Below are 21,256 nucleotides of genomic sequence, written 5' to 3' on the forward strand. Positions count from 1 at the left end.
AAAAGGCGCCTTTCGGCGCCTTTTTATTTTGCTGCAGCTAACGATCAAGCCATCTCGGCCGTGGTTTCGAAGTCGAAGGTCAGCTCGCCGTCCTTGATGTCGATGTGAACCACACCGCCATGCTCGGCCAGTTCGCCAAACAGGATCTCCTCGGCCAGCGGACGCTTGATCTTGTCCTGAATCAAGCGAGCCATTGGCCGGGCGCCCATCGTCACATCGTAACCACCTTCCGCCAGCCAGCTGCGCGCCGCATCGGTGACCTCCAACAGCACACGCTTGTCTTCGAGCTGCGCCTGGAGTTCGGTAAGGAACTTGTCCACCACGCTTTTGATGACCTCATGACTGAGGCGACCAAACTGGATAATGGTGTCCAGGCGGTTGCGGAATTCAGGCGTGAAGCTCTTCTTGATCACTTCCATCGCATCGGACGAGTGGTCCTGATGGGTGAAACCGATCGAAGCGCGCGCGGCGGTTTCGGCACCGGCGTTCGTGGTCATGATGATGATCACGTTGCGGAAATCCGCCTTGCGCCCGTTGTTATCGGTCAGCGTACCGTGGTCCATGACCTGCAGCAGCAGGTTGAAGACTTCCGGATGCGCCTTCTCGATCTCATCGAGCAACAGCACGCAGTGAGGCTGCTTGGTGATTGCCTCGGTCAAGAGACCACCCTGGTCGAAACCGACATAGCCTGGAGGCGCACCGATCAGACGCGATACGGTATGACGCTCCATGTACTCGGACATGTCGAAGCGCACCAACTCGATCCCCAGCGCCTTGGCCAACTGCCGCGCCGCCTCGGTCTTGCCGACACCAGTAGGCCCGGCGAACAGGAATGAACCGACCGGCTTGTCCGGCGACTTGAGTCCCGCGCGGGACAGTTTGATCGCGGTCGACAGCGAGTCGATGGCCGCATCCTGGCCGAACACCGTCAGCTTCAGGTCACGCTCCAGGTTACGCAGCAATTCCTTGTCGGAGCTGGTGACGTGTTTTGGCGGAATCCGCGCGATTTTCGCGACGATGTCCTCGACTTGCGGCACGTCGATGCGCTTGACTCGATTCTCCACCGGTTGCAGCCGCTGATAGGCGCCCGCCTCGTCGATGACATCGATGGCCTTGTCCGGCATGTGCCGATCGTTGATGTAGCGCGACGCCAGTTCGGCGGCAGCGCGCAATGCCTCGTCACTGTATTCGATGCTGTGGTGCAACTCGAAACGCCCTTTCAGGCCACGCAGGATACCGATGGTGTCTTCCACCGAAGGCTCCGACACGTCGACCTTCTGGAAACGCCGGGCCAATGCACGGTCCTTCTCGAAAATCCCACGGAATTCCTGGAACGTGGTCGAGCCGATGCAACGGATATCACCTGACGACAACAGCGGCTTGAGCAGGTTGGACGCATCCATGACCCCGCCCGACGCCGCCCCGGCACCGATAATGGTGTGGATTTCGTCGATGAACAGGATCGCCTGCGGACGTTTTTTCAGTTCGCCGAGCAACGCCTTGAAGCGCTTCTCGAAGTCACCCCGGTATTTGGTACCGGCCAGCAAGGCACCCAGATCAAGGGAATACACCACGCTGTTGGCCAGCAGGTCTGGCACCTGGTTATCGACGATGCGCTTGGCCAGGCCTTCGGCGATCGCGGTCTTGCCCACGCCCGCTTCGCCTACAAGCAATGGGTTGTTCTTGCGGCGCCGGGCCAGGATCTGCGCAACGCGCTCGACTTCCGCCTCGCGCCCGACCAGCGGGTCGATACGGCCCTGGCGAGCCAGTTCGTTCAGATTGCTGGCATACGCGTCCAGCGGATTGCCTGATGAAGAAGACTCGCCGCCCTCGTCATCCTGCATGTCCTGCTCACCTTCGGAATGATCGCCATGCCCCGGCACTTTCGAGATGCCATGGGCGATGTAGTTGACGACATCGATACGCGCAACGCTCTGTTGCTTGAGCAGGAACACCGCTTGGCTTTCCTGCTCGCTGAAAATGGCAACCAGCACGTTGGCGCCGGTGACTTCGCGCTTGCCCGAGCTCTGCACATGAAAGACAGCACGCTGCAGCACACGCTGGAATCCCAGGGTTGGCTGGGTTTCGCGATCCTCGTCGTGGACGGGGATCAGTGGCGTGGTGGAGTCGATGAACTCCTGCAGGTCATGCTTGAGTTTGTCGAGGTTCGCGCCGCAGGCACGCAAAACGGTGGCGGCAGCCTCGTTATCCAATAGGGCCAACAGCAGGTGCTCGACGGTCATGAATTCATGACGCTTCGAACGAGCCTCCTTGAAGGCAAGATTGAGGGTGACTTCGAGCTCGCGGTTTAACATGGCTTCACCTCATACCCAAGTGGTCGGCGTTAACCGTCCTTCTCGATTTCACAGAGTAGCGGATGCTGGCTTTCCCGGGCGTACTGGTTGACCTGCATGGCCTTGGTCTCCGCAATGTCGCGGGTAAACACACCACATACTGCCCGTCCCTCTGTATGAACGGCCAGCATGACCTTGGTCGCCAGCTCGCGATTCAGGTTAAAAAACACCTCGAGCACTTCGACGACGAAATCCATCGGTGTGTAGTCATCGTTGAACAAAACCACCTTGTACATCGGTGGAGCCTGTAAAGCGGGCTTTGATTCCTGAACAGCAATGCCCGCTGAATCGTCATCATGTTGATCCGGGCGATCCTGATTGAATGTTAGTCGAATCTGGCTGATTGCATGCATGGAAAGAAAGGTTCGTTTAGTTGGCAAATACAGTGATGGGGCCGCTTGCGAGCGATTTCAACCGCTACCGCCCGATCACCTTGACTAACGGTGAATCGGTGTTACAACCAATAGAGCCCACCGTGGGTTAAAAAGGTCCGCAAAGTCAATCCGATTTCTTATTTGATCGACAGCGGATGATCAGGATGATACTCCGTTGCCGGGGTGTGTTGCAGAGGGAAAATGGTATGTCAGGTACCACCAGTATGCGAGTCAAGGGAAAGGTCAAGTGGTTCAACAACGCCAAGGGCTATGGTTTTATTATCCAAGACGGGAAGGACGAAGACCTCTTCGCTCACTACTCTGTGATCCAGATGGAAGGTTATAAAACCCTGAAGGCAGGTCAGCCGGTGACGTTCTGCATGATACAAGGGCCAAAGGGTACACATGCCGTTGAGATTTGCCCGGTTGCCGTGGACGTCGACCCCAACAGCACCGAGGCCAGCGTAAAGCCAGCACCGATCAAGGTCCGCCTCAAGCCGCGGGTAACCGAAGACCACTAAAGCCCGGCCCCAACCCATAAAAAATGCCCGGTTTCGATCACTCGAACCGGGCATTTTTGTGTTCAGGCTTCGCTTACATATGGGAAATCAGCGCATCGCCGAAACCGGAAGACGACACCAGCTTGGCACCGTCCATCAGGCGTTCGAAGTCATAGGTCACGGTCTTGGCCGAAATTGCGCCGTTGGTGCCCTTGATGATCAGGTCGGCCGCCTCGGTCCACCCCATGTGGCGCAGCATCATTTCCGCCGAGAGGATCAACGACCCCGGGTTGACCTGGTCCTTGCCCGCATATTTAGGCGCGGTGCCGTGGGTGGCCTCGAACATTGCCACGGTGTCGGACAGGTTGGCGCCCGGCGCGATACCGATACCGCCTACTTCAGCCGCCAGGGCATCGGAGAGGTAGTCGCCGTTGAGGTTCAGGGTCGCGATCACGTCGTATTCGGCCGGGCGCAGCAGGATCTGCTGGAGCATGGCGTCGGCGATGGCGTCCTTAACCACGACATTCTTCCCGGTCTTCGGATTCTTGAACTGCATCCACGGGCCGCCGTCGAGCAGGGTCGCGCCGAACTCTTCGGCCGCCACCTCGTAGGCCCATTCCTTGAAGGCACCTTCGGTGAACTTCATGATGTTGCCTTTGTGCACGATAGTCAGCGAATCGCGGTCATTGTCGACGACATATTGCAAGGCCTTGCGTGCCAGGCGCTTGGTGCCCTGCTTGGAGACCGGCTTGACGCCGATGCCGCAATCTTCGTCGAAACGGATCTTGGTGACGCCCATTTCCTCTTTGAGGAACTTGATCACCTTGGTGGCTTCGGCCGAACCGGCCTTCCACTCGATACCGGCGTAGATGTCCTCGGAGTTCTCGCGGAAGATGGTCATGTCCACATCCCCCGGTTTCTTGACCGGACTCGGGACGCCTTCAAACCAGCGCACCGGGCGAAGGCAGACATACAGGTCAAGCTGCTGGCGCAATGCAACGTTCAGCGAGCGGATACCGCCACCGACCGGCGTGGTCAGCGGGCCCTTGATGGAAACCACGTAATCCTTGACCGCGTCCAGGGTTTCCTGGGGTAGCCAGGTGTCCTGGTCGTAGACCTGGGTCGCTTTTTCGCCCGCATAAACTTCCATCCAGGAAATCTTGCGCTTGCCGCCGTAGGCCTTTTCGACCGCGGCGTCCACCACCTTGATCATGACCGGGCTGATATCAACGCCAATGCCGTCGCCTTCAATGAAAGGGATGATCGGATTGTCGGGAACATTAAGAGAATGGTCTGCATTGACGGTGATTTTGTCGCCGACGGCTGGAACCTGAATCTTTTGATACCCCATGCTGAACTCCATTGCTTGGATTGAACATCTGGCTGCGTTCGAGCGTACCCCAGTTGTATCGGCACGCAAACCCTACGTTCGGCCCATCCCCGGCAATTTAATCAAGTTCGCCGCGTACAAGCCTGAAAACCAAGGGAAAAGCGCCAAATTCGAGCATAGTCCAACTCCCCGGCCTGCGACGTTTAGACCAATGGACGTGTACGGAAGTCTATGAACCGTCGGCAGATCGCCAGCTACCTATGTATAATGCCGCCGCTGACCACAGGGTCACGACGGCTGACGGCTCTATCACGAGACTTTCCGCCACTTTAAAGCCGGACCGTTACCGCGGCCCGACCGCTTGACGCTCGACTGATGCACCCAACATCACCGCGAAGAAACCTCGACATTCGGCTCACGGATGACTTTGAACGAACGCGCTTACCCGGCGCCCCTCGAGTTTCTGCGCATGCTTTAGCAAAGAAGAGAGTTAATCCGAATATGCCCACCCGCTCGAAGATCATCTATACCTTCACCGACGAAGCGCCTGCCCTCGCCACCTATTCGCTGCTGCCGATCGTCGAAGCCTTCACCGCTTCGGCCGATATCGCCGTGGAGACCCGCGATATCTCCCTCGCAGGACGCATCCTGGCCAGCTTCCCCGAGCAACTGGGTGACAAAGCCGTAGCCGACCACCTCGCCGAATTGGGCGACCTGGCCGTCACGCCTGAAGCCAACATCATCAAGCTGCCGAACATCAGCGCCTCGGTGCCGCAACTGCAGGCCGCGATCAAGGAATTGCAGGCCCAGGGCTACGCACTGCCGGACTACCCGGAAACCGTGACCACCGACGCCGAGAAAGACGCTCGCGCCCGTTACGACAAGGTCAAGGGCAGCGCCGTGAACCCGGTCCTGCGCGAAGGCAACTCCGACCGCCGCGCGCCGCTGTCGGTCAAGAATTATGCTCGCAAGCACCCGCATAAAATGGGCGCCTGGGCTGCCGACTCCAAGTCCCACGTCGCTCACATGAGCGCCGGCGATTTCTACGGCAGCGAAAAAGCCGCCCTGATCGACGCCGCGGGCACCGTGAAGATCGAGCTGATCGCCAAGGACGGCACTGCCACTGTCCTCAAGGAAAAAACCACCGTACAAGCCGGTGAGATCCTCGATTGCGCCGTGATGAGCAAAAACGCCCTGCGCAACTTCATCGCCGCTGAAATCGAAGACGCCAAGCAAAAAGGCGTCCTGCTGTCGGTCCACCTGAAGGCGACCATGATGAAGGTCTCCGACCCGATCATGTTCGGTCAGATCGTCGCCGAGTACTATAAAGACGCGCTGGCCAAGCACGCCGAGGTGCTGGAGCAGATCGGCTTCAACCTGAACAACGGCATCGGCGACCTGTACGCGCGCATCAAGGCCCTGCCGGCCGAGCAGCAGGCCCAGATCGAAGCCGACATTCAGGCGGTCTACGCCGTTCGTCCGGCGCTGGCGATGGTCAACTCCGACAAGGGCATCACCAACCTGCACGTACCGAGCGACGTCATCGTCGACGCCTCGATGCCTGCCATGATCCGTGACTCCGGCAAGATGTGGGGCACCGACGGCCAACTGCACGACACCAAGGCTGTGATCCCGGATCGCTGCTACGCCACCATCTACCAAGCGGTGATCGAAGATTGCAAGCAACACGGCGCCTTCGACCCAACCACCATGGGCAGCGTGCCGAACGTTGGCCTGATGGCCAAGAAAGCCGAAGAGTATGGCTCCCACGACAAGACCTTCCAGATCAAGGCTGACGGTGTGGTTCGTGTTTCGGACAACAACGGTCAAACCCTGTTGGAGCAGACCGTTGAGGCTGGCGATATCTTCCGCATGTGCCAGACCAAGGACGCGCCGATCCAGGATTGGGTCAAGCTGGCCGTCAACCGTGCCCGCGCCAGCGCCACCCCGGCGATCTTCTGGCTCGACCCGATGCGCGCCCACGACGGCGTGATGATCGAGAAGGTCCAGGCCTACCTGAAGGACCACGACACCAGCGGCCTGGACATCCGCATCATGTCGCCTGTCGACGCGATGAAGTTCACCCTGGCTCGCACCCGCGAAGGCAAGGACACCATTTCGGTGACCGGCAACGTACTGCGCGACTACCTGACTGACCTGTTCCCGATCATGGAACTGGGCACCAGCGCCAAGATGCTGTCGATCGTGCCGCTGATGAACGGCGGTGGCCTGTTCGAAACCGGCGCCGGCGGCTCGGCACCCAAGCACGTGCAGCAACTGCTGGAAGAAAACTTCCTGCGCTGGGATTCCCTGGGCGAGTTCCTCGCCCTGGCCGCGTCCCTGGAACACCTGGGCGTGACCTACAACAACCCCAAGGCGCTGGTGCTGGCCAAGACCCTCGACCAGGCGACTGGTGAGTTCCTGGACCGCAACAAGTCGCCTTCGCGCAAGGTCGGCGGCATCGACAACCGCGGCAGCCACTTCTACCTGACCCTGTTCTGGGCCCAGGCACTGGCCGCTCAGGATGACGACGCAGCCCTCAAGGCGCAATTCACCACCCTGGCCAAGACCTTGACCGACAACGAAGAAAAAATCGTTGCCGAACTCAATGCCGTGCAAGGCAAGCCCGTGGACATCGGCGGCTACTACTTCGCCAACCCCGAGCTGACCAGCAAGGCCATGCGCCCAAGCGCCACCTTCAACGCGGCGATTGCTGCGCTGGTGTAAGGTTGTAAGCAAGCACCACAAACCCCGGCCTTGTGCCGGGGTTTGTGTTTCTACCTTCCCTGAAAACAATCCCCTGTGGGAGCGAGCCTGCTCGCGAAAGCGATATACCATTCAACATTGATACTGAGCCATACACCGCTTTCGCGAGCAGGCTCGCTCCCACAGTGATCTGTACTTCATCTAACAAACGAGGCCCCCATGGACTGGAACCCCCACATCACCGTCGCCACCATTGTCGAAGACAACGGCCGCTTCTTGATGGTCGAGGAATCCAAGGGCGGGCGCGCCGTGCTCAACCAGCCCGCCGGCCACCTGGATCCGAACGAAACACTGATCGAGGCCGCCGTGCGCGAAACCCTGGAAGAAACCGGCTGGGACGTAGAGCCCACCAGCGTAACAGGCATCTATCTGTACACCGCCCCCAGCAACGGCGTGACCTACCAGCGGGTCTGCTTCGCCGCCAAGGCCCTGAAACACCACCCCGAGTATCAACTGGACGATGGCATCCTAGGCGCCAAATGGCTGACCCGCGACGAACTGCTCGAGCAGCGCGACCGCTGGCGCAGCGAGCTCATCATCCGTTGCATCGACGATTACCTGGCCGGCCATCGCCATAGCCTGGAGCTTATCCGCCCTTCTCTTTAGCCTTGCGCGCCCGGGCCTGATAGAATCGCGTCCTTTTTCAAGACACTCATTGAATTCCTATGCGTGATCCAGCCTCTTCGAACACCCCAAAGCAACGCGTCATCGTCGGCATGTCCGGTGGCGTGGACTCTTCCGTTTCCGCCCTTCTGCTGATCGAGCAGGGTTATGAGGTGGAAGGCCTGTTCATGAAGAACTGGGAAGAAGACGACGGAACCGAATACTGCACCGCCATGGACGACCTGGCGGACGCCCAGGCCGTGTGCGACAAGATCGGCATCAAGCTGCACACCGCGAATTTCGCCGCCGAGTACTGGGACAACGTGTTCGAGCATTTCCTAGCCGAATACAAGGCAGGTCGCACACCGAACCCGGACATCCTTTGCAACCGCGAAATCAAGTTCAAGGCGTTCCTCGACTACGCCATGATGCTCGGCGCCGACCTGATCGCCACCGGCCACTACGTGCGCCGCCGCGACATCGACGGCCGTACCGAACTGCTCAAGGGCCTGGATCCGAACAAGGACCAGAGCTACTTCCTGCATGCCGTTGGCGGCGAGCAGATCGCCAAGACCCTGTTCCCGGTCGGCGAACTGGAAAAGCCCGAAGTACGCGCGATCGCCGAGAAGCACCAACTCGCCACCGCCAAGAAAAAGGACTCCACCGGGATCTGCTTCATTGGCGAGCGCCGTTTCAGCGACTTCCTCAAGCAATACCTGCCGGCGCAGCCGGGCGAGATCAAGACGACCGAAGGCGAGGTCATCGGCCGCCACCATGGCCTGATGTACCACACCATCGGCCAGCGCCAGGGCCTGGGCATCGGCGGTTTGAAGGACGCCGGCGAAGAGCCGTGGTACGTGCTGGTCAAGGACCTGGAGCACAACGAGCTGATCGTTGGCCAGGGTAACGACCACCCGTGGCTGTTCTCCGGTGCCCTGCTCGCCTCGGACATCTATTGGGTCAACCCGATCGACCTCAGTGAACCGCGCCGCCTGACGGCCAAGGTTCGCTATCGCCAGAGCGACCAGGGCTGCACCCTGGAAAAAACCGCCACAGGCTACCGCGCCACCTTCGATGACCCGCAGCGCGCGGTCACGCCCGGCCAGTCGGTGGTGTTCTACGACGGCGAAATCTGCCTGGGCGGCGGCGTGATCGAAGTCGCCGAGCCATGGAGCAGCAAGGCATGACGCCAATCCAGGAACAACTGACGGCGCTGGGCGGCGTCTTCCTGGCCGCCGTGCTGGTGGACCGGATCGCCAAGACCGGCCAGGCCACCGAGGCCGGCCTGGGCTGCATGCTCGGCAGCCTGCTGGTACGCGACCCCAAGGACACCCTGGAGGTCTACGGTGGCGACGACTTGAACCTGCGCGAAGGCTACCGCGCCTTGATCGGCGCCCTGGAGCGCGACCCCAGCGCCCTGCAACGCGAACCGCTGCGCTACGCCCTGTCGATGCTGGGCCTGGAGCGCCAGTTGGCCAAGCGTGACGACCTGCTGGAAACCATCGGCAATCGTTTGCCGCAGATCCAATCCCAGGTCGAGCATTTCGGCCCGTCCCACGAAAACGTGATCGCCGCATGCGGCGCGCTGTACCAGGACACCTTGAGCACGCTGCGCCAGCGCATCCAGGTGCATGGCGACATGCGCAACCTGCAGCAACCGAGCAACGCCTCGAAGATCCGCGCCCTGCTGCTCGCCGGGATCCGCTCGGCACGGCTGTGGCGGCAGCTGGGCGGCCATCGTTGGCAACTGGTGATCAGCCGACGCAAATTATTGAAAGAGCTTTACCCGTTGATGCGCAACGAATAAGTCGCCTCGACCTGCTTTTGTACCTCTTTACGCGTAACACGCCGGTCAGTTGGCGACGGACCGGCGCTGATTTTCATGTATGATACGCGCCCCATTTCGTTGCCCGACTGTCCGAGAACACCCCATGCAGCTCTCTTCGCTCACTGCGGTTTCCCCTGTAGACGGCCGCTACGCCGGCAAAACCCAGGCCCTGCGCCCTATTTTCAGCGAGTACGGCCTGATCCGTGCCCGTGTCCTGGTTGAAGTGCGCTGGCTCCAGCGCCTGGCCGCCCACCCTGGCATTGGTGAAGTTCCGGCCTTTTCCGCCGAAGCCAACGCAGTGCTGAACGCTCTGGCCGACAATTTCGCCCTGGAGCACGCTGAGCGCGTCAAAGAGATCGAGCGCACCACCAACCACGACGTCAAGGCCATCGAGTACCTGCTCAAGGAGCAGGCGGCCAAGCTGCCGGAACTGGCCAACGTCAGTGAGTTCATCCACTTCGCCTGCACCAGCGAGGACATCAACAACCTGTCCCACGCCCTGATGCTGCGCGAAGGCCGTGACGATGTGCTGCTGCCTCTGATGCGCCAGATCGCCCAGGCCATTCGCGAGCTGGCGATCCGCTTCGCCGACGTGCCGATGCTGTCGCGCACCCATGGTCAACCGGCTTCGCCGACCACCCTGGGCAAGGAGTTGGCAAACGTCGTCTACCGCCTGGAGCGCCAGATCACCCAGGTAGCCGCCGTGCCCCTGCTGGGCAAGATCAACGGCGCCGTGGGCAACTACAACGCCCACCTGTCGGCCTACCCGGACATCGACTGGGAAGCCAACGCCCGCGCCTTCATCGAAGACGAACTGGGTCTGAGCTTCAACCCGTACACCACCCAGATCGAACCGCACGACTACATCGCCGAGCTGTTCGATGCGATCGCACGCTTCAACACCATCCTGATCGACTTCGACCGCGATATCTGGGGCTACATCTCCCTGGGTTACTTCAAGCAGCGCACCATCGCCGGCGAGATCGGTTCCTCGACCATGCCGCACAAGGTCAACCCGATCGATTTCGAAAACTCCGAAGGCAACCTGGGCATCGCCAACGCGCTGTTCCAGCACCTGGCGAGTAAGCTGCCGATTTCCCGCTGGCAGCGCGACCTGACCGACTCCACCGTGCTGCGCAACCTGGGGGTAGGGTTTGCCCACAGCGTCATCGCCTACGAGGCCAGCCTCAAGGGCATCGGCAAGCTGGAACTGAACGAGCAGAAGATCGCCGCCGACCTGGACGCCTGCTGGGAAGTCCTGGCCGAGCCGATCCAGACCGTGATGCGTCGCTACAACATCGAAAACCCGTACGAGAAGCTCAAAGAGCTGACCCGTGGCAAGGGCATCAGCCCTGAAGCGCTGCAGACTTTCATCGATGGCCTGGACATGCCTGCCGAAGCCAAGGCCGAGCTGAAGAAGCTGACCCCGGCCAGCTACATCGGCAACGCGGCGGCACAAGCCAAGCGCATCTGACACATCGCTTTACCTTTGAGACGCCCGGCCGCGCCGGGCGTTTTTATTCGCGTCTGAAAAGTATATTTTTTCAATAGGTTACACATGAATCCTGACATTCCACTGCAACTCCTGGGCGGCATCACGGCACGGGAGTTCCTGCGCGATTACTGGCAGAAGAAACCCCTGCTGATCCGCCAGGCGATTCCTGACTTCGAAAGCCCGATCGATGCCGACGAACTGGCCGGCCTTGCGCTGGAAGAAGAGGTTGAATCGCGCCTGGTGATTGAGCACGGCGAGCGTCCCTGGGAGTTGCGTCGCGGCCCGTTCGCCGAAGATGAATTCAGCAAGCTGCCGGAGCGCGAGTGGACGCTGCTGGTGCAGGCGGTCGACCAGTTCGTCCCCGAAGTCAGCGAGCTGCTGGAGCATTTCCGCTTCCTGCCGAGCTGGCGCATCGACGACGTGATGATCAGCTTCGCCGCCCCGGGTGGCGGTGTCGGTCCGCACTTCGACAACTACGACGTTTTCCTGTTGCAAGGCCATGGCAAGCGCAACTGGAAGATCGGCCAGATGTGCGACTCCGAAAGCCCGCTGCTGCCCCATGCGGACCTGCGCATCCTCGCCGATTTCGAGGCCACCGACGAGTGGACCCTGGAACCCGGCGACATGCTCTACTTGCCACCGCGCCTGGCCCACTGCGGTGTCGCCGTGGATGACTGCATGACCTACTCGGTCGGCTTCCGAGCGCCGAGCGCGGCCGAAGTGCTCACCCATTTCACCGACTTCCTCAGCCAGTTCTTGCCGGACGAAGAGCGTTACACCGACGCCGACGCACGCCCCGTCGCGGACCCGCACCAGATCCAGCACGACGCCCTGGACCGCCTCAAAGGCCTTCTGGCCGAGCACATGAGCGATGAGCGCTTGCTGCTGACCTGGTTCGGCCAGTTCATGACCGAACCCCGCTACCCGGAACTGGTGGTAGGCCCGGAGCTGGAAGAAGACGATCTGCTGGCTGGCCTGGAACAAGGCGCCGTGATCATCCGCAACCCGAGCGCGCGCCTGGCCTGGTCGGAAGTCGATGACGACCTGCTACTGTTCGCCAGCGGCCAGAGCCGTTATCTGCCGGGCAAGCTGCGGGACCTGCTGAAGATGATCTGCGCCGCCGACGCGCTGCACATCGAAAACCTCGGCCCATGGCTGGACGATGAAGAAGGCCGCGGCCTTATCCACGAATTGGTCAAACAAGGCAGCCTGGGGTTCGCCGATGAATAAAATTCACGTTCGTGTCGCAGACTGGCAAAAGGATAACGCCGAGATCCGGCGCATTCGTGAAACAGTGTTCATTGCCGAGCAATCCGTCCCCCCAGAGCTGGAGTGGGATTCGGATGACCAGGACGCCGTGCATTTCCTGGCCTTCGAAGGCGACTTCCCCATCGGTACCGCGCGGCTGCTGACTGACGGCCATATCGGTCGCGTCTCGGTCCTCAAGGACTGGCGCGGCCTGAAGGTCGGCGATGCGTTGATGCATGCAGTGATCGCCGAGGCCGAGAGACGCGGATTGCAACAGCAGATGCTCAGCGCCCAGGTCCATGCCACGCCGTTCTATGAGCGACTGGGGTTTGCGGTGGTCAGCGAGGAATTCCTCGAGGCCGGCATTCCCCATGTGGACATGGTGCGGCGCTCGGCCTGAAACCCCGGCGCGGCCATCGCGAGCAAGCTCACTCCCACAGGGCCAGCGGTGAACCTGTGAATCGCGTACACCCGCGGCCCCATGTGGGAGCGAGCTTGCTCGCGATGAGGCCCTAAAGCCATCCACAAAACGCCCCGCCATCCACCGATGCCGGGGCGTTTTGCCGTCTACCATTCAACTTGCCCCACCCGGGGCCGACAAACTGGCAATATCTAGCCTTTGTCTCGCGGAGAAATGGACATGTCCCTACGCACCTTGCTGACCACCCTGCTGCTCGGCTGCAGCCTGTCAGTCATGGCCGCAACCGAAATCGTACCGCTGAACTACCGCACCAGCGCGGATCTACTGCCGGTGGCACAGAATTTCCTCGGCAAGGATGGCCAGGTAAGCGCCTACGGCAACCAACTGATCGTGAATGCCGAACCGGGCAAGATCGAAGAACTCCGCCAATTCCTGGCGCAGCTGGACACCGCTCCCAAGCGCTTGCTGATCACCGTCGACACCAACGAGAACAACCTGCAAGGTGACCAGGGCTACTCGATCAACGGCGCCGCGCCCAGCCAGACGCGCATCATCAACCGCAGCACCGCCAGCCGTGAGGGCGGCGTGCAGCAGATCCAGGCCAGCGAAGGCCAGCCGGCGCTCATCCAGGTCGGTCAGAGCGTGCCATTCACCAGCAACCAGACCGACGGCTACGGTCGCATGCAAAGCCAGACCGAATACCGCAACGTCACCCAAGGTTTTTATGTCACCGCCAGTGTCACTGGCGAGACCGTTCACCTGAGTATCAGCACCAACCGTGACCGCATGAGCCAGGAACGTCCAGATGTAGTGAACGTGCAAAGCACCGACACAACCGTCAGCGGGCGCCTCGGCGAATGGATCACCCTCGCTGGGGTAAATCGCCAGACTCAAGCCGACAAACAAGGCCTGACCCGCAGCTACTCGACCCAAGGCCGGGATGACATGATTCTGCGGGTGAAGGTCGACACCCTGAACTGAAGCACCAAAAACTGACTGATGAGTCGTATTAGACCAAAGATGTAGTGCTTGAAAAAAAGCACTACAAAACGTTTGACGAGCCAAAAAACCGAAGGCATGATGGCCTCGCTCCCGCTAATCAGGGGCCCTGGCAAGGGCCTTCGGGTCGATGCTTGCAACTACCCTGCGAGCCGATTCGTGTCTGTACCGCCCACAAGGTGTGTTTGACGAGGTTGCGACTGGAACGAAGTTGTCCCGAGGGACGGAAGCGTAACTAGGTAACCCGGCATCACTCTGAGTTCGTATAAAGGCCCACGACGCCCGAATGCGCCCGCAGTTCGCCTCTACCTGCTCACTTTCCCCTCGAGCCCATCGTTCATCCCGTCGCCTCCCCGCCTGAACCGACTTGTACGCCAACCCCTGGTCGGCAGGAGCAGGAATTTTCCACCCCAGACCTATGCGACGAGGTTTATCTCCATGGCACTGACACGCGAACAGCAAATTGCAGCCCTTGAAAAAGACTGGGCTGAAAACCCGCGCTGGAAAGGCGTGAAGCGCAATTATTCCGCTGCTGACGTCGTCCGTCTGCGTGGTTCGGTTCAACCTGAACACACCTTTGCGAAAATGGGCGCCGAGAAGCTGTGGAACCTGGTCACCCAGGGCGCCAAGCCTTCCTTCCGCCCCGAGAAAGACTTCGTCAACTGCATGGGCGCCCTGACTGGCGGCCAGGCTGTGCAGCAAGTCAAGGCCGGTATCCAGGCGATCTACCTGTCGGGCTGGCAAGTGGCCGCGGACAACAACTCCGCCGAATCCATGTACCCTGACCAGTCGCTGTATCCAGTGGACTCGGTTCCAACCGTGGTCAAGCGCATCAACAACTCGTTCCGTCGCGCCGACCAGATCCAGTGGAAAGCCGGCAAGAACCCGGGCGACGAAGGCTACATCGACTACTTCGCACCTATCGTGGCTGATGCCGAAGCCGGTTTCGGCGGCGTACTGAACGCCTACGAACTGATGAAGAGCATGATCGAGGCCGGTGCCGCCGGCGTTCACTTCGAAGACCAATTGGCCTCGGTGAAGAAATGCGGCCACATGGGCGGCAAGGTACTGGTTCCTACCCAGGAAGCCGTACAGAAGCTGACCGCCGCTCGCCTGGCGGCCGACGTTGCTGGCGTACCGACCATCATCCTGGCCCGTACCGACGCGAACGCCGCTGACCTGCTGACCTCGGACTGCGACCCGTACGACCAGCCGTTCGTCACCGGCACCCGTACCCAGGAAGGCTTTTACAAAGTACGCGCTGGCCTCGACCAGGCCATCGCCCGCGGCCTGGCCTACGCCCCGTACGCCGACCTGATCTGGTGCGAAACCGCCAAGCCGGACCTGGACGAAGCCCGTCGCTTCGCCGAAGCGATCAAGAAGGAATACCCGGACCAACTGCTGTCGTACAACTGCTCGCCTTCCTTCAACTGGAAGAAGAACCTGGACGACGCGACCATCGCCAAGTTCCAGCGCGAACTGTCCGCCATGGGCTACAAGCACCAGTTCATCACCCTGGCTGGCATCCACAACATGTGGCACAGCATGTTCAACCTGGCGCACGACTACGCCCGCAACGACATGACCGCCTACGTGAAGCTGCAAGAGCAGGAATTCGCTGACGCCGCCAAAGGCTACACCTTTGTGGCCCACCAGCAGGAAGTCGGCACCGGCTACTTCGACGACATGACCACCGTGATCCAGGGCGGCACCTCGTCCGTGACCGCGCTGACCGGGTCGACCGAAGAAGAGCAGTTCCACTGATCTATCGCGTAAACGGCCCTTGCGGACCGAATAAAAGCTAACCGCAAAGCCGACGATTTGAAGCCCCGACTGGTTCGGGGCTTTTTTTTGCCTATGCTTTGGCAGCAATGTCGTCACATGAAAGGATTTTGTGGCGAGGGAGCTTGCTCCCGCTGGCTGCGCAGCAGCCTTTTTGTGAGCGCTTCGCACTCAAGCGGGAGCAAGCTCCCTCGCCACAGGGATCCAGACAAGCCTTAAGGAAGCGCCCCACAGGAAAAGCAAAAAAATTGATCGAACGCAGTATCGGGCAGTCAGAAAAAGAGTAAAACGGCCAGCGCTGACAACTGCCATCACGGCTATATAAGACAAGTTCTCAGTTGTTGCATCGACTACCTGCGGTGCCGCGCAGCCAAACAGTAATAATTATCATTTGAAGGCGCTTTCATTGTTACATATGAAACGAAATTCTTTTGAGGTATCAACAGCCAATCCCCATGGGGCCGGGGCTGCGGGGCCGTGGAGACGTACTATGTCCTTATCCCAATAAATAATTTCGCCATTGGAATTTTACTTGCCCGGTGTTTAGCCATAAAATCACCGCGATTGATTGCTGCGACATATCGTCACTGCGTTATTTCTTTTTGAAGCTCAGAGACCTTTGCTCTCTGTTAAGGATTTCCAGCATGCCCGAAGCGACAGGACTCATGGCCCACAATTGGGGCTTTGCCATTTTCCTTCTGGGCGTCGTCGGCCTGTGTGCCTTCATGCTCGGCGTGTCGAGCCTGCTCGGGTCAAAAGCCTGGGGCCGCAGCAAGAATGAACCGTTCGAGTCCGGCATGCTGCCTACCGGTGGCGCCCGCTTGCGGCTCTCAGCCAAATTCTATCTGGTCGCGATGCTCTTCGTGATCTTCGATATCGAAGCCCTTTTTCTCTTTGCCTGGTCTGTGTCCGTCCGCGAAAGCGGCTGGACCGGATTCGTCGAAGCTCTCGTTTTCATAGCAATTCTGTTGGCAGGTCTTGTCTACCTTTACCGGGTGGGAGCTCTTGATTGGGCTCCGGAAGCTCGGCGCAAGCGGCAAGCGAAGCTGAAACAATGAGGCTTTGGCAATGCAATACAATCTCACCAGGATCGACCCCGATGCTCCTAACGAGCAGTATCCGATCGGCAAGCGGGAAACCGTCGCCGATCCGTTAGAAGATCAAGTCCACAAGAACATCTTCATGGGCAAGCTCGAAGACGTGCTGAACAGCACGGTCAACTGGGGTCGCAAGAACTCCCTTTGGCCGTACAACTTCGGCCTTTCGTGCTGCTACGTGGAAATGACCACCGCCTTCACGGCGCCCCACGACATCGCGCGCTTTGGCGCCGAAGTGATCCGGGCATCGCCGCGCCAGGCGGATTTCATGGTTATCGCCGGTACGCCGTTCCTGAAAATGGCCCCCATCATCCAGCGCCTGTACGAACAGATGCTGGAACCCAAGTGGGTCATTTCCATGGGCGCCTGTGCCAACTCCGGCGGCATGTATGACATTTACTCCGTGGTCCAGGGGGTCGACAAATTCCTCCCCGTGGATGTCTACGTGCCCGGCTGCCCGCCCCGCCCCGAAGCGTTCCTGCAAGGCTTGATGCTGCTGCAGGAATCCATCGGCCAGGAGCGTCGTCCACTGTCCTGGGTCGTCGGTGATCAAGGCGTCTATCGCGCCGACATGCCGTCGCAAAAGGAACAGCGCCGCGAACAGCGAATCGCAGTCACGAATCTGCGCAGCCCCGACGAAGTCTGATCCAGCTCTGCTCTGTAGAAGAAACGAGAACCTGGCTTCATTCTTTACGTTGACCGAAAGCGATAAATAACCATGACTACAGGCAGTGCTCTGTACATCCCGCCTTACAAGGCAGACGACCAGGATGTGGTCGTCGAACTGAACAACCGTTTTGGCGCAGAGGCGTTCACGCTCCAGTCGACCCGCACCGGCATGCCGGTGCTTTGGGTTGCCCGCGCCAAGCTGATCGAAGTCCTGACCTTCCTGCGCAACCTGCCCAAGCCGTACGTCATGCTCTATGACCTGCATGGCGTGGACGAGCGTCTGCGCACCAAGCGCCAGGGCTTGCCTGGTGCCGATTTCACCGTGTTCTACCACCTGTTGTCGGTGGAGCGTAATAGTGACGTAATGATCAAGGTCGCCTTGTCCGAAAGCGACCTCAGCGTGCCGACCGTGACCGGCATCTGGCCGAACGCCAACTGGTACGAGCGTGAAGTCTGGGACATGTTCGGCATCGATTTCCCCGGCCACCCGCACCTGACGCGCATCATGATGCCGCCGACCTGGGAAGGTCACCCGCTGCGCAAGGACTTCCCGGCCCGTGCCACGGAGTTCGACCCGTACAGCCTGACCCTGGCCAAGCAGCAACTCGAAGAAGAGTCCGCGCGCTTCAAGCCTGAAGACTGGGGGATGAAGCGTTCCGGTGCCAACGAGGACTACATGTTCCTCAACCTGGGCCCGAACCACCCTTCGGCCCACGGTGCGTTCCGCATCATCCTGCAGCTGGACGGCGAAGAGATCGTCGATTGCGTTCCGGACATCGGCTACCACCACCGTGGCGCCGAGAAAATGGGTGAGCGCCAGTCCTGGCACAGCTACATCCCCTACACCGATCGCATCGACTACCTTGGCGGGGTAATGAACAACCTGCCGTACGTCCTGTCGGTGGAAAAACTGGCGGGCATCACGGTGCCGGACCGTGTCAACGTGATTCGCATCATGATGGCCGAGTTCTTCCGTATCACCAGCCACCTGCTGTTCCTGGGCACCTACATCCAGGACGTGGGCGCGATGACGCCGGTGTTCTTCACGTTCACCGACCGCCAGAAAGCCTACACCGTCATCGAAGCCGTCACCGGTTTCCGCCTGCACCCGGCCTGGTACCGCATCGGCGGCGTGGCCCACGACCTGCCGCGCGGCTGGGAAAAGCTGGTCAAGGATTTCGTCGAGTGGATGCCCAAGCGCCTGGACGAATACACCAAGGCCGCCCTGAAGAACAGCATCCTGCGCGGCCGAACCGAAGGCGTGGCCGCCTACAACACCAAGGAAGCGCTGGAATGGGGCGTTACCGGCCCGAACCTGCGCGCCACCGGCCTGGACTTCGACCTGCGCAAGGCGCGCCCGTATTCCGGCTACGAGAACTTCGAGTTCGAAGTCCCGCTGGCGACTCACGGTGACGCCTATGACCGCTGCATGGTTCGCGTCGAGGAAATGCGCCAGAGCGTCAAGATCATCGAGCAGTGCATGCGCAACATGCCGGAAGGCCCGTACAAGGCGGACCACCCGCTGACCACGCCGCCACCGAAAGAACGCACGCTGCAACACATCGAGACCCTGATCACCCACTTCCTGCAAGTTTCGTGGGGCCCGGTCATGCCGGCCAACGAATCCTTCCAGATGATCGAAGCGACCAAGGGCATCAACAGTTATTACCTGACGAGCGACGGCGGCACCATGAGCTACCGCACCCGGATTCGCACCCCAAGCTACCCGCACCTGCAGCAGATCCCTTCGGTGATCAAAGGCAGCATGGTCGCGGACTTGATCGCGTACCTGGGTAGTATCGATTTCGTTATGGCCGACGTGGACCGCTAAGCATGAACAGCACGCTTATCCAGACTGACCGTTTCGCCCTGAGCGAAACCGAGCGCTCGGCCATCGAGCACGAGCTGCATCACTACGAAGACCCGCGCGCGGCGTCGATCGAAGCCTTGAAGATCGTCCAGAAGGAACGTGGCTGGGTGCCTGACGGCGCGCTCTACGCCATCGGCGAGATCCTCGGCATCCCGGCCAGCGACGTCGAAGGCGTCGCTACCTTCTACAGCCAGATTTTCCGCCAGCCCGTAGGCCGCCACATCATTCGCGTCTGCGACAGCATGGTCTGCTACATCGGCGGCCACGAATCGGTGGTCGGCGAGCTCCAGAGCAAGCTGGGCATCGGCCTGGGCCAGACCACCGCCGACGGCCGCTTCACCCTGCTGCCCGTGTGCTGCCTGGGCAACTGTGACAAGGCACCGGCGCTGATGATCGATGACGACACCTTTGGTGACGTCAAGCCGGACGGCGTCGCCAAACTGCTGGAGGGCTACGTATGACCCTGACTTCCTTCGGGCCCGCCAACCGCATCCAGCGTTCGGCCGAAACCCATCCCCTGACGTGGCGTCTGCGTGACGACGGCGAAGCGGTATGGCTGGACGAATACCAGGCGAAGAACGGCTATGCCGCCGCGCGCAAGGCATTCGCCGACATGGCCGCCGATGACATCGTCCAGACCGTGAAGGACGCCGGCCTCAAGGGCCGTGGCGGCGCGGGCTTTCCCACTGGCGTGAAGTGGGGCCTGATGCCAAAGGACGAGTCCATCAACATCCGCTACCTGCTGTGCAACGCGGACGAGATGGAACCCAACACCTGGAAAGACCGCATGCTGATGGAGCAACTGCCCCATCTGCTGATCGAAGGCATGCTGATCAGTGCCCGCGCGCTGAAGACCTACCGTGGCTACATCTTCCTGCGTGGCGAATACACCACCGCCGCCAAGCACCTGAACCGTGCCGTGGAAGAAGCCAAGGCCGCTGGCCTGCTGGGCAAGAACATCCTGGGCTCAGGCTTCGATTTCGAGCTGTTCGTCCACACCGGCGCCGGGCGTTACATCTGCGGTGAAGAAACCGCGCTGATCAACTCCCTGGAAGGCCGCCGCGCCAACCCACGCTCCAAGCCGCCCTTCCCCGCCGCCGTCGGCGTGTGGGGCAAGCCGACCTGCGTGAACAACGTCGAGACCCTGTGCAACGTGCCGGCGATCATCGCCGACGGCGTCGACTGGTACAAATCCCTGGCCCGTGACGGCAGTGAAGACATGGGCACCAAGCTCATGGGCTTCTCCGGCAAGGTCAAGAACCCTGGCCTGTGGGAACTGCCGTTCGGCGTCACCGCTCGCGAGCTGTTCGAAGACTACGCCGGTGGCATGCGCGACGGCTACAAGCTCAAGTGCTGGCAGCCCGGCGGCGCCGGCACCGGTTTCCTGTTGCCGGAACACCTGGACGCACAAATGTATGCCGGTGGAATCGCCAAGGTGGGCACCCGGATGGGTACCGGCCTGGCGATGGCGGTGGACGACAGCGTCAACATGGTTTCGCTTCTGCGCAACATGGAGCAGTTTTTCTCGCGCGAATCCTGCGGTTTCTGCACCCCTTGCCGCGATGGCCTGCCCTGGAGCGTCAAGCTCTTGATGGCTATCGAGAAAGGCCAAGGCCAACCCGGCGACATCGAGACCCTGCTGGGTCTGGTGGGTTTCCTCGGCCCAGGCAAGACCTTCTGTGCTCACGCACCGGGTGCCGTGGAGCCGTTGGGCAGCGCCATCAAATACTTCCGCCCTGAATTCGAGGCCGGCATCGCGCCAACCCGCGCGGACGATCTCAATCAGGTGGTCTCGCCGACCATGGTCGGCGCGTAACGACGCTTAAAAAGGCGAAGGGTCCGTGCCCTTCGCCTTTCGTTCGATGACGCCTCTTTACCGAGGCTGTTTGGATTCGGACGAACGACAAGATTCCATTAGCC

The 21,256-nt window shown here is 60.5% G+C and carries 18 protein-coding genes; 15 read left to right on the forward strand and 3 right to left on the reverse strand.

The genetic code is table 11. From position 1 onward, the window contains the following. Nucleotides 1-44: 44 nt before the first annotated feature. A complete protein-coding gene (clpA, locus tag J3P81_RS15290) occupies nucleotides 45-2,315 on the reverse strand; it encodes an ATP-dependent Clp protease ATP-binding subunit ClpA (protein WP_305495539.1) in 2,271 nt (756 codons plus the stop codon). 29 nt (nucleotides 2,316-2,344) lie between these two features. Continuing rightward, nucleotides 2,345-2,707 carry an ATP-dependent Clp protease adapter ClpS gene (gene clpS, locus J3P81_RS15295; RefSeq protein WP_030141336.1) on the reverse strand — a complete coding sequence of 121 codons (363 nt, stop codon included), beginning with the start codon at nucleotides 2,705-2,707 and terminating at the stop codon, nucleotides 2,345-2,347. Nucleotides 2,708-2,934: 227 nt separating this feature from the next. Here clpS and cspD point away from each other — a divergent pair, with 227 nt between their 5' ends. Further along, on the forward strand, nucleotides 2,935-3,249 hold the full coding sequence (cspD, locus tag J3P81_RS15300) for a cold shock domain-containing protein CspD (protein ID WP_434559587.1): 315 nt from the start codon (nucleotides 2,935-2,937) through the stop codon (nucleotides 3,247-3,249). A gap of 73 nt (nucleotides 3,250-3,322) precedes the next feature. On the opposite strand, the gene icd is transcribed toward cspD, so the two are convergent. Beyond that, a complete protein-coding gene (gene icd / locus J3P81_RS15305) occupies nucleotides 3,323-4,579 on the reverse strand; it encodes an NADP-dependent isocitrate dehydrogenase (RefSeq protein ID WP_030141334.1) in 1,257 nt (418 codons plus the stop codon). A 480-nt stretch (nucleotides 4,580-5,059) separates the two neighbouring features. Between icd and J3P81_RS15310 the strand changes: the two genes are divergently transcribed. The 14 genes from J3P81_RS15310 (at nucleotide 5,060) to nuoF (ending at nucleotide 21,152) form a co-directional block, all read left to right on the forward strand. Then, nucleotides 5,060-7,285: an NADP-dependent isocitrate dehydrogenase gene (locus J3P81_RS15310; protein ID WP_420765874.1), complete on the forward strand. Its 2,226-nt coding sequence runs from the start codon at nucleotides 5,060-5,062 to the stop codon at nucleotides 7,283-7,285. A 198-nt stretch (nucleotides 7,286-7,483) separates the two neighbouring features. Next, nucleotides 7,484-7,930 carry an NUDIX hydrolase gene (locus tag J3P81_RS15315; protein ID WP_420765873.1) on the forward strand — a complete coding sequence of 149 codons (447 nt, stop codon included), beginning with the start codon at nucleotides 7,484-7,486 and terminating at the stop codon, nucleotides 7,928-7,930. Between the two features lie 59 nt (nucleotides 7,931-7,989). Then, nucleotides 7,990-9,114, forward strand: coding sequence for a tRNA 2-thiouridine(34) synthase MnmA (gene mnmA, locus J3P81_RS15320; RefSeq protein ID WP_434559589.1), 1,125 nt, complete (start codon nucleotides 7,990-7,992; stop codon nucleotides 9,112-9,114). After that, a complete protein-coding gene (hflD, locus tag J3P81_RS15325; RefSeq protein WP_039592880.1) occupies nucleotides 9,111-9,734 on the forward strand; it encodes a high frequency lysogenization protein HflD in 624 nt (207 codons plus the stop codon). Before mnmA ends, hflD begins: the two co-directional genes overlap by 4 nt. Nucleotides 9,735-9,858: 124 nt before the next feature. Next, entirely contained in the window at nucleotides 9,859-11,229 is a 1,371-nt protein-coding gene (gene purB / locus J3P81_RS15330) for an adenylosuccinate lyase (RefSeq protein WP_420765871.1), read from the forward strand. 84 nt (nucleotides 11,230-11,313) lie between these two features. Continuing rightward, nucleotides 11,314-12,480: a JmjC domain-containing protein gene (locus J3P81_RS15335; RefSeq protein ID WP_420765870.1), complete on the forward strand. Its 1,167-nt coding sequence runs from the start codon at nucleotides 11,314-11,316 to the stop codon at nucleotides 12,478-12,480. Beyond that, nucleotides 12,473-12,898, forward strand: a complete 426-nt coding sequence (locus J3P81_RS15340) for a GNAT family N-acetyltransferase (protein ID WP_420765869.1) — start codon at nucleotides 12,473-12,475, stop codon at nucleotides 12,896-12,898. The genes J3P81_RS15335 and J3P81_RS15340 overlap by 8 nt, the downstream gene beginning before the upstream one ends. A gap of 240 nt (nucleotides 12,899-13,138) precedes the next feature. Then, nucleotides 13,139-13,900 (forward strand): secretin N-terminal domain-containing protein, encoded by a 762-nt coding sequence (locus J3P81_RS15345; RefSeq protein ID WP_434559591.1) that lies wholly within the window; start codon nucleotides 13,139-13,141, stop codon nucleotides 13,898-13,900. Nucleotides 13,901-14,356: 456 nt separating this feature from the next. Then, a complete protein-coding gene (gene aceA / locus J3P81_RS15350; protein ID WP_018925513.1) occupies nucleotides 14,357-15,682 on the forward strand; it encodes an isocitrate lyase in 1,326 nt (441 codons plus the stop codon). Nucleotides 15,683-16,344: 662 nt separating this feature from the next. After that, on the forward strand, nucleotides 16,345-16,758 hold the full coding sequence (locus tag J3P81_RS15355) for an NADH-quinone oxidoreductase subunit A (RefSeq protein ID WP_030141323.1): 414 nt from the start codon (nucleotides 16,345-16,347) through the stop codon (nucleotides 16,756-16,758). Between the two features lie 10 nt (nucleotides 16,759-16,768). Next, nucleotides 16,769-17,443 carry a NuoB/complex I 20 kDa subunit family protein gene (locus J3P81_RS15360; protein WP_039592874.1) on the forward strand — a complete coding sequence of 225 codons (675 nt, stop codon included), beginning with the start codon at nucleotides 16,769-16,771 and terminating at the stop codon, nucleotides 17,441-17,443. A 72-nt stretch (nucleotides 17,444-17,515) separates the two neighbouring features. Then, entirely contained in the window at nucleotides 17,516-19,297 is a 1,782-nt protein-coding gene (nuoC, locus tag J3P81_RS15365; RefSeq protein ID WP_434559593.1) for an NADH-quinone oxidoreductase subunit C/D, read from the forward strand. A gap of 2 nt (nucleotides 19,298-19,299) precedes the next feature. Then, the gene (nuoE, locus tag J3P81_RS15370) at nucleotides 19,300-19,797 is read left to right on the forward strand and encodes an NADH-quinone oxidoreductase subunit NuoE (RefSeq protein WP_092196990.1); all 498 of its coding nucleotides are present in this window, start codon (nucleotides 19,300-19,302) and stop codon (nucleotides 19,795-19,797) included. After that, complete coding sequence (gene nuoF / locus J3P81_RS15375; protein ID WP_420765866.1) at nucleotides 19,794-21,152, forward strand: NADH-quinone oxidoreductase subunit NuoF; 1,359 nt, start codon at nucleotides 19,794-19,796, stop codon at nucleotides 21,150-21,152. The genes nuoE and nuoF overlap by 4 nt, the downstream gene beginning before the upstream one ends. Nucleotides 21,153-21,256: the final 104 nt, after the last annotated feature.

The sequence above is a fragment of the Pseudomonas sp. R1-6 genome (assembly GCF_051132115.1).
Classification (GTDB): Bacteria; Pseudomonadota; Gammaproteobacteria; order Pseudomonadales; family Pseudomonadaceae; genus Aquipseudomonas.

Coding starts and splice junctions, on each gene's coding strand:
- clpA (WP_305495539.1), bottom strand. CDS start 2,315: ATGTTAAACCGCGAGCTCGAAGTCACCCTCAATCTTGCCTTCAAGGAG.
- clpS (WP_030141336.1), bottom strand. CDS start 2,707: ATGCATGCAATCAGCCAGATTCGACTAACATTCAATCAGGATCGCCCG.
- cspD (WP_434559587.1), top strand. CDS start 2,935: ATGTCAGGTACCACCAGTATGCGAGTCAAGGGAAAGGTCAAGTGGTTC.
- icd (WP_030141334.1), bottom strand. CDS start 4,579: ATGGGGTATCAAAAGATTCAGGTTCCAGCCGTCGGCGACAAAATCACC.
- J3P81_RS15310 (WP_420765874.1), top strand. CDS start 5,060: ATGCCCACCCGCTCGAAGATCATCTATACCTTCACCGACGAAGCGCCT.
- J3P81_RS15315 (WP_420765873.1), top strand. CDS start 7,484: ATGGACTGGAACCCCCACATCACCGTCGCCACCATTGTCGAAGACAAC.
- mnmA (WP_434559589.1), top strand. CDS start 7,990: ATGCGTGATCCAGCCTCTTCGAACACCCCAAAGCAACGCGTCATCGTC.
- hflD (WP_039592880.1), top strand. CDS start 9,111: ATGACGCCAATCCAGGAACAACTGACGGCGCTGGGCGGCGTCTTCCTG.
- purB (WP_420765871.1), top strand. CDS start 9,859: ATGCAGCTCTCTTCGCTCACTGCGGTTTCCCCTGTAGACGGCCGCTAC.
- J3P81_RS15335 (WP_420765870.1), top strand. CDS start 11,314: ATGAATCCTGACATTCCACTGCAACTCCTGGGCGGCATCACGGCACGG.
- J3P81_RS15340 (WP_420765869.1), top strand. CDS start 12,473: ATGAATAAAATTCACGTTCGTGTCGCAGACTGGCAAAAGGATAACGCC.
- J3P81_RS15345 (WP_434559591.1), top strand. CDS start 13,139: ATGTCCCTACGCACCTTGCTGACCACCCTGCTGCTCGGCTGCAGCCTG.
- aceA (WP_018925513.1), top strand. CDS start 14,357: ATGGCACTGACACGCGAACAGCAAATTGCAGCCCTTGAAAAAGACTGG.
- J3P81_RS15355 (WP_030141323.1), top strand. CDS start 16,345: ATGCCCGAAGCGACAGGACTCATGGCCCACAATTGGGGCTTTGCCATT.
- J3P81_RS15360 (WP_039592874.1), top strand. CDS start 16,769: ATGCAATACAATCTCACCAGGATCGACCCCGATGCTCCTAACGAGCAG.
- nuoC (WP_434559593.1), top strand. CDS start 17,516: ATGACTACAGGCAGTGCTCTGTACATCCCGCCTTACAAGGCAGACGAC.
- nuoE (WP_092196990.1), top strand. CDS start 19,300: ATGAACAGCACGCTTATCCAGACTGACCGTTTCGCCCTGAGCGAAACC.
- nuoF (WP_420765866.1), top strand. CDS start 19,794: ATGACCCTGACTTCCTTCGGGCCCGCCAACCGCATCCAGCGTTCGGCC.